The organism is Moraxella equi (genome assembly GCF_002027555.1).
Taxonomy (GTDB): domain Bacteria; phylum Pseudomonadota; class Gammaproteobacteria; order Pseudomonadales; family Moraxellaceae; genus Moraxella; species Moraxella equi.
In genome coordinates, this window is record NZ_MXAP01000083.1 from 15,199 (window position 1) to 27,679 (window position 12,481).

Annotated in this window: 17 protein-coding genes; 11 read left to right on the plus strand and 6 right to left on the minus strand. The window is 43.6% G+C overall.

All coding sequences use genetic code 11. The annotated features are described in order from the left end of the window. Positions 1–127 precede the first annotated feature (127 nt). The 8 genes from rplM to B5J93_RS08595 all read left to right on the plus strand — a co-directional run bounded on the left by rplM (position 128) and on the right by B5J93_RS08595 (position 5,167). Positions 128–559 (plus strand): 50S ribosomal protein L13, encoded by a 432-nt coding sequence (gene rplM / locus B5J93_RS08565; protein WP_079326016.1) that lies wholly within the window; start codon positions 128–130, stop codon positions 557–559. An 11-nt stretch (positions 560–570) separates the two neighbouring features. Beyond that, positions 571–957, plus strand: coding sequence for a 30S ribosomal protein S9 (gene rpsI / locus B5J93_RS08570; RefSeq protein ID WP_062500901.1), 387 nt, complete (start codon positions 571–573; stop codon positions 955–957). 444 nt (positions 958–1,401) lie between these two features. Continuing rightward, a complete protein-coding gene (petA, locus tag B5J93_RS08575; RefSeq protein WP_079326017.1) occupies positions 1,402–1,986 on the plus strand; it encodes a ubiquinol-cytochrome c reductase iron-sulfur subunit in 585 nt (194 codons plus the stop codon). 23 nt (positions 1,987–2,009) lie between these two features. Beyond that, entirely contained in the window at positions 2,010–3,230 is a 1,221-nt protein-coding gene (locus tag B5J93_RS08580) for a cytochrome b (RefSeq protein WP_029102508.1), read from the plus strand. Further along, positions 3,230–3,949, plus strand: coding sequence for a cytochrome c1 (locus B5J93_RS08585; RefSeq protein ID WP_079326018.1), 720 nt, complete (start codon positions 3,230–3,232; stop codon positions 3,947–3,949). The genes B5J93_RS08580 and B5J93_RS08585 overlap by 1 nt, the downstream gene beginning before the upstream one ends. 75 nt (positions 3,950–4,024) lie before the next feature. After that, on the plus strand, positions 4,025–4,390 hold the full coding sequence (locus tag B5J93_RS14040; protein WP_228144906.1) for a glutathione S-transferase N-terminal domain-containing protein: 366 nt from the start codon (positions 4,025–4,027) through the stop codon (positions 4,388–4,390). Positions 4,391–4,411: 21 nt separating this feature from the next. Next, complete coding sequence (locus B5J93_RS14045; protein ID WP_228144907.1) at positions 4,412–4,708, plus strand: glutathione S-transferase family protein; 297 nt, start codon at positions 4,412–4,414, stop codon at positions 4,706–4,708. Between the two features lie 48 nt (positions 4,709–4,756). Next, positions 4,757–5,167 carry a ClpXP protease specificity-enhancing factor SspB gene (locus B5J93_RS08595; RefSeq protein ID WP_079326019.1) on the plus strand — a complete coding sequence of 137 codons (411 nt, stop codon included), beginning with the start codon at positions 4,757–4,759 and terminating at the stop codon, positions 5,165–5,167. A gap of 102 nt (positions 5,168–5,269) precedes the next feature. Here the strand turns inward: B5J93_RS08595 and B5J93_RS08600 are convergent, their stop codons facing one another. Beyond that, positions 5,270–6,616: a hypothetical protein gene (locus tag B5J93_RS08600; RefSeq protein WP_079326020.1), complete on the minus strand. Its 1,347-nt coding sequence runs from the start codon at positions 6,614–6,616 to the stop codon at positions 5,270–5,272. 107 nt (positions 6,617–6,723) lie between these two features. Here B5J93_RS08600 and metG point away from each other — a divergent pair, with 107 nt between their 5' ends. Both metG and dinB read left to right on the plus strand, forming a co-directional pair. Then, positions 6,724–8,793, plus strand: a complete 2,070-nt coding sequence (metG, locus tag B5J93_RS08605; protein ID WP_079326021.1) for a methionine--tRNA ligase — start codon at positions 6,724–6,726, stop codon at positions 8,791–8,793. A gap of 48 nt (positions 8,794–8,841) precedes the next feature. Further along, positions 8,842–9,918: a DNA polymerase IV gene (gene dinB / locus B5J93_RS08610; protein ID WP_079326022.1), complete on the plus strand. Its 1,077-nt coding sequence runs from the start codon at positions 8,842–8,844 to the stop codon at positions 9,916–9,918. 73 nt (positions 9,919–9,991) lie between these two features. Here the strand turns inward: dinB and rplI are convergent, their stop codons facing one another. The 5 genes from rplI to B5J93_RS08635 form a co-directional block, all read right to left on the minus strand. Next, positions 9,992–10,471, minus strand: coding sequence for a 50S ribosomal protein L9 (gene rplI / locus B5J93_RS08615; protein WP_062498874.1), 480 nt, complete (start codon positions 10,469–10,471; stop codon positions 9,992–9,994). A gap of 13 nt (positions 10,472–10,484) precedes the next feature. Further along, the gene (gene rpsR, locus B5J93_RS08620) at positions 10,485–10,712 is read right to left on the minus strand and encodes a 30S ribosomal protein S18 (protein ID WP_003657491.1); all 228 of its coding nucleotides are present in this window, start codon (positions 10,710–10,712) and stop codon (positions 10,485–10,487) included. Positions 10,713–10,727: 15 nt separating this feature from the next. Then, complete coding sequence (gene rpsF, locus B5J93_RS08625) at positions 10,728–11,129, minus strand: 30S ribosomal protein S6 (protein WP_029102499.1); 402 nt, start codon at positions 11,127–11,129, stop codon at positions 10,728–10,730. A 132-nt stretch (positions 11,130–11,261) separates the two neighbouring features. Then, a complete protein-coding gene (locus B5J93_RS08630) occupies positions 11,262–11,768 on the minus strand; it encodes a hypothetical protein (protein WP_079326023.1) in 507 nt (168 codons plus the stop codon). A 90-nt stretch (positions 11,769–11,858) separates the two neighbouring features. Then, positions 11,859–12,179 carry a YcgL domain-containing protein gene (locus tag B5J93_RS08635; RefSeq protein WP_079326024.1) on the minus strand — a complete coding sequence of 107 codons (321 nt, stop codon included), beginning with the start codon at positions 12,177–12,179 and terminating at the stop codon, positions 11,859–11,861. Positions 12,180–12,243: 64 nt separating this feature from the next. On the opposite strand from B5J93_RS08635, the gene B5J93_RS14220 reads away from it, so the two are divergent. Next, positions 12,244–12,378, plus strand: a complete 135-nt coding sequence (locus B5J93_RS14220; protein WP_265734208.1) for a hypothetical protein — start codon at positions 12,244–12,246, stop codon at positions 12,376–12,378. Positions 12,379–12,481: the final 103 nt, after the last annotated feature.

Here is a 12,481-nt window from a genome sequence, read left to right on the forward strand (position 1 = left end):
GTTTGATTAGTTATAATGATCGCTGTTTTTTGAGAGCCCTTCGTTTCCCAACTCACAAAGCAAGTAAAATCAAGCCTTTGGGCTTTTTTATTTGTTCAACTCTCAAACGTAACTAAATAGGTTTTATATGACTACTACTATTAGCGCCAAACCCGCTGAGGTTGTACATGACTGGTATGTCGTGGACGCAGAAGGCAAAACACTAGGTCGCCTAGCCTCCGAGATTGCTTCTCGTCTACGTGGTAAACATAAGCCATCGTACACCCCCCACGTTGATACTGGTGATTACATCATCGTCATCAATGCTGACAAAATCGCTGTTACTGGCAAAAAAGCTCAGGACAAAAAATACTATCGCCACACAGGCTATCCTGGCGGTATCAAAGAGACCAACTTTACCAAACTTCTTGCTCACAAGCCAGAAGACGTGCTACACAAAGCCGTTAAAGGCATGCTACCAAAAGGTCCTTTGGGCTATGCGATGATTAAAAAGCTAAAACTGTATGCAGGGAGCGAACACCCACATACCGCCCAAGCCCCAAAAGTACTAGACATCTAAGGAGATACACTATGGAAAAGAATTACGGAACAGGTCGTCGTAAGACTTCTACCGCTCGTGTCTTCTTATCAAAAGGCACTGGTAACATCGTCATCAATGGCAAGAGCCTAGACGAATACTTTGGTCGTGAGACTTCTCGCATGGTTGTACGTCAGCCCCTAGAACTTCTAGAATCTGCTGACAAATATGACCTATACATCACCGTTACTGGTGGTGGTGCAAGCGGTCAAGCAGGTGCTATCCGTCACGGCATTACTCGTGCTTTGATTGAGTCAGACGAAACGCTAAAACCTGCCCTAAAAGCAGCTGGCTTTGTAACTCGTGACGCTCGTGAAGTTGAACGTAAGAAATTGGGTCTACGCAAAGCTCGTAAACGCCCACAATTCTCAAAACGTTAATTTTTGCGTTTTCACAAAACTCTCGAACTTCGAGAGTTTTTTTATATGCGTTATTCTTGATTAAAATAACTTAACTTGACATAGATTTTTCATTATTAGATAAATTCACAATTGATAAAAAATCTTGTTATTAATGTATGACATAGATTCTTTATTTTAATCAATAGTAACAAAAATTTACATAGAGTTGCAAATAAAGCTGAGTATTTTAGTGGGTCTTGTCTAACTTTTATACAATTTTAAACTTTTTTGTAAATTCATGACAATTTTTATGGATTTTTTTCACAACTTTGTAAAAGAACGATTTATTTTATTACAAAAATAGCTTAAAATAGTCATGTTTAGAAAAATAGGCACAGCAAATGCGGTTATGATAAAACTGTTTTATCATAACCACACACCCAGTATGGGATAACCCCCATTCATTTTCTGGAGGAAGTTTTAATGAGCCATGCCGAAGGCGTGAATGTTAAACGCCGTAGAGTCCTGATTGCGTCCACTGCTGCCGTTGGTGCGGTTGGTGTCGGTGCAATAGCCACCCCATTTGTGCGTTCTTGGTATCCAAGTGCCAAAGCGGAAGCTGCTGGTGCCGCCGTTGTTACCGATACCGCCAGCATCGAAAATGGGCAGATGATTACGTTAAAATACCGTGGCAAACCTATCTTTGTCGTCAAACGTACCGAAGAGATGCTTGCCAACCTAAGCAAGGTAGCTCCCAAGCTTGCCGACCCTGAGTCCAACGCGTCTGTACAACCTGACAACTGCAAAAACGAAACACGCTCCATTCAGCCTGAGATATTGGTTGTTGAGGGCGTGTGTACGCATTTAGGTTGTGCTCCCATGTTCCGACCCGAAGTTGGTGTGGCGGACTTAGGTGGTGCTGACTGGATGGGTGGTTTCTTCTGCCCCTGTCATGGTTCTATGTACGACTTAGCTGGTCGTGTTTATAGTAGCATGCCTGCACCTTTGAACCTACCTGTACCTATCTACAAGATTGAAGACACCATCTTGACCGTTGGGGAGGCATAATCATGAGTATTGCTAAGAAATTTATGGGTTGGGTCGATGCTCGCTTTCCTGCGACAGAGACTTATGAATACCATATGTCCAAATACTACGCACCAAAGAACTTTAACTTTTGGTATTTCTTTGGCGTGTTGTCCATGGTGGTCTTGGTAAACCAGCTCGTTACGGGCATTTGGCTAACCATGATGTTCAACCCCAGTGCCGAAGGAGCATTTGCTTCACTTGAATACATCATGCGTGATGTCAAAGGTGGTTGGCTCATTCGCTACATGCACTCCACAGGGGCATCCGCTTTCTTCGTGGTTGTCTATCTACACATGTTCCGTGGTCTGATGTATGGTTCATACAAGAAGCCCCGTGAGCTTGTTTGGATTATCGGTATGGCGATTTATCTGTGTCTCATGGCAGAAGGTTTCTTTGGTTATCTACTGCCTTGGGGCAACATGTCATTCTGGGGTGCTCAGGTTATTCTAAACCTACCTGCTGCCATTCCTTTTATCGGTGACGGTCTGGCTGAATGGGTCAAAGGCGACTACATCATCTCAGGCATTACCCTAAACCGTTTCTTTGCCCTGCATGTTGTGGCAATTCCTTTGGTATTGGTTGGTCTAGTTTTCATGCACTTGGTTGCTCTGCACCATGTCGGCTCTAATAACCCAGACGGTATCGAAATTAAGAAACTTAAAGATAAAAATGGCGTACCACTAGATGGCGTACCCTTCCACCCTTACTATACCGTGCATGACATGGTGGGTATCGTGGTGTTCTTTATGTGCTTCTTTGCCGTGGTATTCTTCGCCCCAGAAGGTGGTGGTTATTTCCTAGAAAAACCCAACTTTGAAGTTGCCAACGCTCTAAAAACACCTGCTCACATCGCTCCTGTTTGGTACTACATGCCATTTTATGCCATGCTTCGTGCCACGCCATCCATGTTCGGCTCTGCTCTACCAGGTGTGATTGTGATGTTTGGTGCGATTGCCATCTTGTTTGTCATGCCATGGCTTGACAAATCGCCTGTGAAATCTATCCGCTATAAAGGCATTTTATCTAAGATTGCCCTAGCTGTCTTTGTGGTTAGCTTCCTAATCTTAGGTTATCTTGGCGGGGTTTCTTCCACACCAACAGGTACGCTAGTTGCTCGTATTTGTACTATTTTATACTTCTTGTACTTCATTCTTATGCCGTTCTACACGTCCATGGAAACGTGCAAGCAACCGCCAGAACGTGTTACAGGAGGAGGTCACTAATGAAAGCATTTACTCTAAAATCGCTTGGTGCCAGTCTCCTGCTTGCAGGTGGCATGATGGCAACATCTTCTGCCCTAGCGGCAGGCGGTCACGGCTGTGGTGAATTCACCGAAGCCGATGGCACCAAAGTTACCCTAGAATGTAGCAAAGCCCCCATTGACCTAACCAATAAAGGCTCGCTACAACGCGGTGCTCAGACGTTCATGAACTACTGTGTGGGCTGTCACTCAGCCCAGTATGTGCGTCATTCACGCATTGCCAAGGACTTGGAAATCCCACCAGAGCTTATGGAAAAATATCTCATGGTAACCACCGACCAAATCGGTGACCATATTACTGCTGAGATTGACCTTGATACTCAGGCTCTATGGTTTGGTGCTGCACCGCCAGATTTATCGCTAGAAACTCGTCTGCGTGGTGATGACTGGGTATATACTTACCTACTGTCATTCTACGAAGACCCGAGCCGTCCTTGGGGTTCTAACAACCTAGTGCTTGTCAATGCTGCCATGCCCCATGTGCTACACAACATGCAAAAAGAGCTTGGTAAAGAAGAGTATGAAGCTCGTGTGGGCGACCTAGTGAACTTCATGGCATGGATGGCAGAGCCTGTCCGTCATGAACGTAAAGTCTATGGTGCATTCGTACTACTGTTCTTACTTGTGCTACTCATTCCAGTATATCTACTTAACAAAGAATTCTGGAAAGACGTCAAATAAGCCAGCACTGACCAAAAAGACCGATACACATCGGTCTTTTTTATTGACAAAATTTACACACTTTTACCAAAATTTTTGTTACACTTAACACCCAAAAACAGACTCATTCATATCATGGCAGATTTTTCTCATCTTTTACCCACCCAGTTTCTACTCTATGGTGACGATGGCTATGACAGCCATGTGGTGCGGTTTTTACTAGAAGAAAAAGGCGTGAATCATCAATTCGCCTACCTGCCTGATGAGCGACCCGAATATCTTGCCGAGCTAAACCCTTACAACACCCTACCTGTACTTGTAGGACGGGATTTGGCATTATATGAGCTGATGGTGATTTTTGAATATCTAGAAGAACGGCACGGTGCCAATAAACTCCTGCCACCCACCCCCAAAGAGCGAGCAAAAGTGCGTCAGTTGGCTTGGCGACTGCGTCAAGACTAGCTCTCGCTTGGGCGGATTTTGATGACTCATCCCGACAGCTTTAACCCAGCAGGAGCGACCCACGCCAAAAAAACCTTGACCGATTCGCTCATCACGCTCTCGCCCCTATTTGCTCGTCATGACTATTTTATGCAAGATGAGTTTGGGCTGTGTGATGTGTTATTATTGCCACTTTTGCACCGTTTGCCGACACTAGGTATTCATTTACCTACCAAACTGTGTAAACCATTACTGGCATATCAAGCCCGCCTATCGGCAAGGGCAAGTTTTCAAAAGACACTCATCACCCCTGCTGTTTATAGCAATGATGATTTTTAATAATTTAACATTCATCAATTTACTTTAACCAACAACAAGGAGATAACCATGCTTACCCCAAAACGCCCTTACTTCGTTCGTGCCATGCATGAATGGCTAACAGACAACGGCTTTACCCCATATCTCATGACGGACGCCACCCACCCCCAGCTACTCGCCCCCACCGAGTACGCTCAAGACGGCAGATTGGTGCTTGCCATATCTTACCAAGCCACCAATAATCTCTTGATTGACAATGATGGCTTATCATTTCAAGGGCGATTTGGCGGTGTCTCAAAAGACATCTGGATACCCATGCAGGCAGTGGTTGGTATTTATGCCAAAGAAGACCCCAGTGAAGGCTTTTTCTTTGACCCCAGCGAATATGACGGCTACACCCCACCCGATGACCCTGATGATATAGACGACACTAACGATGACGAACCACCCAAAAAAGGCGGACATTTAAAATTTGTATAAATTCATTTAATAAATTAAAGATGACTTAAAGATAAAGGCGATTTAAAAATAAGGGCGATATGATCACCGCCCTTATTTTATTCTAAATTAATTTATTTTAATTTATTCGAGCGCCCAATCTCTCATATTTTTTGCCCTTTTGATAATCCCATAAAGTATACCCACCAATAATAACACAAAAACCCCCACCACAATCGCCACATTAATATCACCGCTCTTAATATATTCAAAAACAAAAACCAATAAAAATAACGCAATCGGAGAAAATATATACAGCCCGAACCAGCCAATCACACTAATATAATGATAAATACCTGTTAAATCATATTCTTCCAAATCCGCCAATTCTTCATATTCACTCATTTCATAATAATCATCCACTTCTGCTTTGGTGTGCCTGCTGGGTAACTTTGTTAAATAAGCAAAACCCACCATCAATAATAGATAGATAACCACGCCCACATAAGAATCCATAAAAAGCATCACAAAAGCCAATAAAAATGTTACCACCGCCAATAAAATACATAACATCGACCAAGCAATACCACCCCCGCCAATGCGTGCCTTGATTTGCTGTTGTTTTAATCTTTGAGCGGATAATTTGTCATGTAATCGCTGTTTATAATCGGCATTCTTTTTATTAAATCTATTATGACCCAAATCGTGTTGCCTTGTGTCATCTGCTGATTTTTCGGTATTATTGGCATTTTTAAATTTAATATTTAAAGGTTTTTTGGTTTTTTCTTTTTTATCATCTTCGATGATTTCAATATCTCGAATGACCCGTTTATTTAAAAAGAAAAACACCAAAGACGGAATACCAAATAATACCAATGACGTGATAAATTCATAGATTTTCTTTTGTCTGTCATGTTGGAATTTGGCAAGTTGTTCATTAAATTCATATATCTTTTTTCCGTCCACTTCCATATCATATAATAGCCCATCAGCATATAATACCGTTGCTGTTTGGTCTTTGTAGGCATACGCTTTTTCACATTCATCATAATTATCATCAGAGCAGTGTAATTTAATATCGCCAATGACAAAATAATGATGCGTGCGAGAGTATTTACCACCACCTATTCGCACATATTCATATTCGGCAGGTACGGTGGCAGTAACGCTGGATAATTGTGATTTGTCTGTAATAAAGTCATCTTGGAATAATATGCCTGAATTAATGACAAAGCCATATGCCAAAGCAAAAATGGGCGTGGTAAAGATAAATTGATTATTTCTAATGGGCGGATTTCTGTAATGATATACCGAAGATAAAATCAACACCGCCATGATGATTATGATGAATATCTGCCAAAAACCCAATAGCAAATACCCACAAATCAGCAGTAACGACCACACCACTGCATTTAACCAAAAGAACATGATTGGCGTGATACTATCGATAACATCCAGTAATTCTTGTTTTAGTGAAATAATCTTTTGCATAGGACTGCCCCCAAAATTTGCCCCATTATACCCGATTTTGTCATGGTTTTATCACGGCTTTTACGCTATAATAATCTCCATTTTATCATTTTCAAAACAGGTACATCATGACAGCCAAACGCCAAATTCTTGTTACCAACGCTCTACCCTACGCCAACGGCTCTATCCACATGGGGCACCTTTTGGGCTATATCCAAGCCGATATTTGGGTGCGTGCCATGCGGTCTATGGGGCATGACGTGATTTATGTCTGTGCCGATGACGCTCACGGAACGGCGATTATGCTCCGTGCCGAAGCAAACGGTATCACGCCCGAAGAGCAAATCAAAGGTGTGCAAGTAGAGCATGAACGAGATTTCGCTGGCTTTGGCGTGTCTTTTGACCACTACGACAGCACGCATAGCGAGACCAACCGCAAGCACAGCGAAGCGATTTACCTTGCCAATCACAAGGCAGGCAACATTGCCGTCAAGCCCGTAACTCAGCTGTTTGACCCCGAAAAAGAGATGTTCCTATCCGACCGCTTTATCAAAGGCACCTGCCCCAAATGCAAAGCGGACGACCAATATGGCGACTCGTGCGAAGTGTGTGGCACAACCTACAACGCCACCGAACTTATCAATCCACGCTCCACCCTAAGCGGTGCAACGCCTGTGGAAAAAACGTCCGACCATTACTTTTTTAAACTGCCAAACTTCACCGAATTTTTGCAAAAATGGACACGGGATGAAGGGCGACTGCCTGTCTCTATCGCCAACAAATTGGACGAATGGTTTGAGGCTGGGCTTGCCGACTGGGACATCAGCCGAGACGCTTCGTATTTTGGCTTTAAAATCCCTGACACGGACGACAAATATTTTTATGTGTGGGTGGACGCACCGATTGGCTATATGGCAAGTTTTGAAAACTACTTGACCGCCCACCGCCCTGATGTGTCATTTGATGATTATTGGAGTCCCGACAGCACCGCCGAAGTGTATCATTTTATTGGCAAAGACATTGTTTATTTCCATGCCCTGTTTTGGCCTGCCATGCTCTCTGGGGCAAATTATCGCACGCCCACAAGCCTATTTGTCAATGGCTTTTTGACCGTCAATGGCGAAAAAATGAGCAAATCTCGTGGCACATTCATCAAAGCCGAAACGTATCTGAACCACCTAAATCCTGAATATTTGCGTTATTATTTTGCGTCTAAATTGTCTGATAAAGTAGAAGACAGTGATTTAAATCTTGATGATTTTATCGCCAAAGTAAACTCAGACCTTGTCGGTAAAGTCGTAAACATCGCCAGTCGTTGTGCTAAATTTATCAATACCCAATTTGATAATAAACTCTCCGCCACTTGCACGGAGCCTGAATTGGTAAACAAATTTATCCAAGCTGGCGACAGTATCATCAAGCACTACGAAAGCCGTGAATTTAGCACCGCCATTCGTGAGATTATGGCACTTGCCGACCTCGCCAATCAGTACATTGACGACAAAAAACCGTGGGCGGTTGCCAAAGAAAACCCAAACAGTAAGGACGTCCAAGACGTCTGCTCTGTGGGGCTAAACCTATTTCACAAAATCATGGTTTATCTGTCGCCTGTGCTACCGACACTTGCCGAACAGTCCAAAGAATTTTTGAATGTGGATAGCATGAATTTTGATGAACGCTTTCACGTCCTAACGCATTCTATCAATGAGTTTAAGCCCCTTTTGCAACGCATTGACCCCAAAAAGGTGCAAGCCATCGTTGATGACTCAAAAGAAAACCTGCAACCCACCGACACCAAAAAAGCCCAAAAATCCAAAAAAGAGAATAAGCCTGTGGAAAATACCGACCAAAATGCCTTTATCGGCATTGATGATTTTGCCAAAGTTGAAATGAAAGTCGCCAAAGTACTAGAATGCAATCACGTTGAAGGGGCGGATAAACTCTTGCAATTTACCCTTGATGTGGGCGATACTGATGAACAAGGCGAAAAGCAAACTCGCAATGTATTTAGCGGTATTGCTAAGTTTTACAAACCAGAAGAGTTACAAGGTAAAACGGTGATTTGCGTTACCAACCTTGCCCCACGCAAGATGAAATTTGGCGTAAGTGAGGGCATGATTTTATCGGCAGAAAAAGACGGACAATTAACCGTTGTGCTACTGCCTGATAGTATGGTGACGGGGGCGGTTTTGGCGTAATGTTTTGACTTTCGCATCCTTGGCTAAGTTTCACTTAGCCTTTTTATCATGAGCTCTATTCGTAAAATCATCCACCTAGACATGGACGCTTTTTTTGCCAGCGTTGAGCAAAGGGATAACCCTGCCTATCGTGGCAAGCCCCTTGTGGTGGGCGGTGACCCCAATGGACGTGGTGTGGTCGCGGCGGCAAGTTATGAGATTCGCTCCTTTGGCGTACATTCGGCGATGAGCTGTTATGAAGCCAAAAAACGCTGTCCCCACGCCATTTTTGTTCGCCCCCGTTTTGATGTTTATCGTGATATCAGCACCCAGATTCGAGACATCATGGGACGGCTAACCGACCTTGTCGAGCCATTATCGCTCGATGAAGCCTATCTGGACGTCACAGGTCAGCCCCATTGTGGTGGGTCAGCCACACTCATGGCAAACTGGCTCCGTCAGGCGATTTTTGATGAGACGGGACTGACGGCATCAGCAGGAGTGTCTTTTAACAAAATGCTTGCCAAAATCGCAAGCGACATCAATAAGCCTAACGGTATTGCCGTCATCACGCCTGACATGGCGGATGAGTTTTTGTCAGAGTTAGCCATTGAGCGGTTTTTTGGTATCGGCAAGGCAAGTGCCAAACGCCTGCATGAGATGGGAGTCAGTACAGGGGGCGAGCTTCGTAAACTCCCACTTGATGAGCTGGTTCAACTGTTTGGCAACAAGCGGGGGCAGTTTTATCATGACATTGCTCACGGCAAGGATAAGCGAGCGGTCAAACCCGAACGTGTGCGTAAATCCATCGGCACAGAGATTACTTTTTTGCACAATTCTAATGATGATGATTTTATCCTAGCTCAGATTTTCGGGGAAAATGAGAGTGCCTTTGCCGACCTTATCAAACGAGAATTGACCGCCCATACTGTCACCTTAAAAATCAAATACAGCGATTTTAGCCAAATTACACGCTCGGTCTCTGTCAAATCCCCTTTTAAGCACAGTGGCGGCGTCAAACCTTATCTGACTGATTTATTTCACCACATTCCCAGAGAACTCCCAATTCGCTTGGTCGGAGTTACGTTCTCAAATCTAACTCATCTTGATAACATGGTAGAACAGCTTGATTTGTTTGACGGATAATTCATTAAGTCAAAATAAAACCCCCAAACTAGGCAGTTCGGGGGTTATCTTCTAAATGATGATTAATGATTAATTACTCATCATCTTCATCAGTTTTGTTTTCACCGTCTTCTGACAAAATGGTCACCAAAATATCAGCAGTGATGTCATGGTGTAGCTGAATGGTAACTTTGTATTCGCCCACTTGACGTAGTGTACCTTCTGGCAACTTCACTTCTGCACGGTCAACTGGCAAGCCAGAAGCGGTCAGTGCGTCAGCGATGTCACGAGTACCGATAGAACCAAATAGTTTACCTTCATCGCCTGCTTTGGCACGCATGATGACATTCACGTCTGATAGAGCATCAGCACGTTTTTGGGCTTCTTGTAGTTCTTTGGCTTCTTGTGCTTCTAGCTCGGCACGACGTGCTTCAAACTTAGCAATGTTTGCTTCGTTGGCAGGCAGTGCCTTACCTTGTGGGATTAGGAAGTTACGACCGTAACCTGCTTTTACATCAACAGTCTCGCCAAGTTTACCAAGATTAACGACACGCTGTAATAGAATAACTTGCATGATGGTCTCCTAATTACTTGTGGTTGTCGGTATATGGCAATAGAGCCAAATAACGAGCTTGTTTGATGGCAACAGCAAGCTGGCGTTGGTACTTGGTAGAAGTACCAGTGATACGGCTTGGGGTGATTTTGCCATTTTCGCTGATGTATTGTTTTAGAAGTTCTACATCTTTATAATCGATGTGGGTAATGCCTTCTGCGGTGAAACGGCAGAATTTACGACGACGATAGAAACGTGCCATGAGTTATCTCCTTAATTATTCGCTTGCATTGTCTTCGCTCTCAGTCTCCTGAGTGCGGACATCATTACGGCGGTTGGCTTTGCGAGTACGCTTGTCTTCGGCTTCTTTTGCCAAAGGCGATTGCTCGGTAATCGCTTCATCACGGCGAATAACTAGGCTACGCAAAATAGCGTCATTGTAACGGAACAATTCTTCTAGTTGAGCCAAAGTCTCATCATTACATTCGATGTTCAAAAGAACATAATGAGCTTTGTGGATTTTGTTGATTGGGTATGCCAATTGACGACGACCCCAGTCTTCTAGACGGTGGTTGTTACCGCCATTTTCTTCGACGATAGAACGGTATTTAGTTACCATGTCGGCAACTTGGTTGCTTTGGTCTGGGTGTACCAGTAGCACCACTTCATAATGTCTCATAAGGACTCCCTACGGATTAAAACAGCCATTATCACAGATAACAGCAAGGAGATTGAAAATTGATTGATATAAACCAATCATTTAACAAAGTTCGCTATTATACACGAACTTTTTTATAGATAAAAGGGGAATTTAAGATTTTTGGGCGTTTTTGTCGGCTTCTTCAAGCAGTCGCTTTTGTTCTTGAATGCGTGTTTTTTCTTTGGCTTTGGTGATGTTCACTTCTATCACACCACGCAAAATCTGCCAAATCGCCCCGACAAAGAGCAGGACGATAAACACCGCCAAAATCGGCAAAAAGGCACTGATCGCCCCCGACATGTCGCCCATCAAGGCACTGTGAGCCACGCCCGCCACCGCAGGAGCAATCTGTCCTGCACCTGTCAGTGTATCACCAGGGGTCAAAAGTACCGCCACCGCCAATACCCACAACATACCACCAATGGGGCGTGGAATAACACGCACCACAAAGATAAGCAAAAGTAGCACTAAAATAGACGCACCGACATACGCCAAAAACGGCAAATCATTATCTGGCACGTCCTTGACGAGATGTGACCACCAAATCACAAGCTCGGCAATGTACTCGCTAATGGTATCAAGTGGCAGACTTTTGACAAGATTTTTTAGCCAATCCATAATTTATCAATCACAAAAATAATCGTCCTATTTTAGCATATTTTTTGCCAAACTTCACAAATTTTCACTCAAATGCCGTCATTATCGTCATCAGTCATACTTTTTATCTTGCAAGGCTTTGGCACGGGCTAAGGCTTGCTGTGCTAGCACATCGCTTGGCGGAGCTTGCACATAATAGCCCTGTTCGGCAAGGCGGGCTTTGACTGTCTCAATATCCGCTTGGGCAAGTTTGGTGCGTTCTGCCAAATCCAAGTGCATGACAAATTGCCCCAAACCCAATTTGGCTCGTATGTCGGACGGCAACACCCCAAGCCAATCACGAATCTCATCGATGTCGTCAGGATAATTCGGGCGGGCGATATAGACATACCAGTCGGGGCTTTTTGGGAATTTATAAACATCGCAGTGCATTTTTGTGCCTTAACATTACTATTTAATTGGAAAAACTTGGGCGTGTTGAATATTGGTATTTGCAATGAAAAATGAGAAAAATCGCACGTTTTTCAAGGAAAAAGTGAAGTTTGATAGTCATTCTATCAAACAAGCTTTTGACGATGAAAAACAAGATTTAGCCATTTTTTCATGCAAAAACGATTGGTTTTATTTCTAAAATAGTTCTATATCATAAATAGTGTTATAAAGGGTAGGCACGCCCTAGCTTAATATAACAGGGAACCTGCCCTTTTGCTCCGCCAAAATGCGTTGTAATTTTT

Bases quoted from the DNA above. Each gene is read 5' to 3' on its own strand.
- B5J93_RS08580 (WP_029102508.1), top strand. From the start codon at position 2,010: ATGGGTTGGGTCGATGCTCGCTTTCCTGCGACAGAGACTTATGAATAC.
- B5J93_RS08595 (WP_079326019.1), top strand. From the start codon at position 4,757: ATGCTTACCCCAAAACGCCCTTACTTCGTTCGTGCCATGCATGAATGG.
- rplM (WP_079326016.1), top strand. From the start codon at position 128: ATGACTACTACTATTAGCGCCAAACCCGCTGAGGTTGTACATGACTGG.
- rpsR (WP_003657491.1), bottom strand. From the start codon at position 10,712: ATGGCACGTTTCTATCGTCGTCGTAAATTCTGCCGTTTCACCGCAGAA.
- B5J93_RS08600 (WP_079326020.1), bottom strand. From the start codon at position 6,616: ATGCAAAAGATTATTTCACTAAAACAAGAATTACTGGATGTTATCGAT.
- rpsI (WP_062500901.1), top strand. From the start codon at position 571: ATGGAAAAGAATTACGGAACAGGTCGTCGTAAGACTTCTACCGCTCGT.
- B5J93_RS14045 (WP_228144907.1), top strand. From the start codon at position 4,412: ATGACTCATCCCGACAGCTTTAACCCAGCAGGAGCGACCCACGCCAAA.
- rplI (WP_062498874.1), bottom strand. From the start codon at position 10,471: ATGCAAGTTATTCTATTACAGCGTGTCGTTAATCTTGGTAAACTTGGC.
- B5J93_RS14220 (WP_265734208.1), top strand. From the start codon at position 12,244: ATGAAAAATGAGAAAAATCGCACGTTTTTCAAGGAAAAAGTGAAGTTT.
- metG (WP_079326021.1), top strand. From the start codon at position 6,724: ATGACAGCCAAACGCCAAATTCTTGTTACCAACGCTCTACCCTACGCC.
- B5J93_RS08585 (WP_079326018.1), top strand. From the start codon at position 3,230: ATGAAAGCATTTACTCTAAAATCGCTTGGTGCCAGTCTCCTGCTTGCA.
- rpsF (WP_029102499.1), bottom strand. From the start codon at position 11,129: ATGAGACATTATGAAGTGGTGCTACTGGTACACCCAGACCAAAGCAAC.
- B5J93_RS08635 (WP_079326024.1), bottom strand. From the start codon at position 12,179: ATGCACTGCGATGTTTATAAATTCCCAAAAAGCCCCGACTGGTATGTC.
- B5J93_RS08630 (WP_079326023.1), bottom strand. From the start codon at position 11,768: ATGGATTGGCTAAAAAATCTTGTCAAAAGTCTGCCACTTGATACCATT.
- petA (WP_079326017.1), top strand. From the start codon at position 1,402: ATGAGCCATGCCGAAGGCGTGAATGTTAAACGCCGTAGAGTCCTGATT.
- dinB (WP_079326022.1), top strand. From the start codon at position 8,842: ATGAGCTCTATTCGTAAAATCATCCACCTAGACATGGACGCTTTTTTT.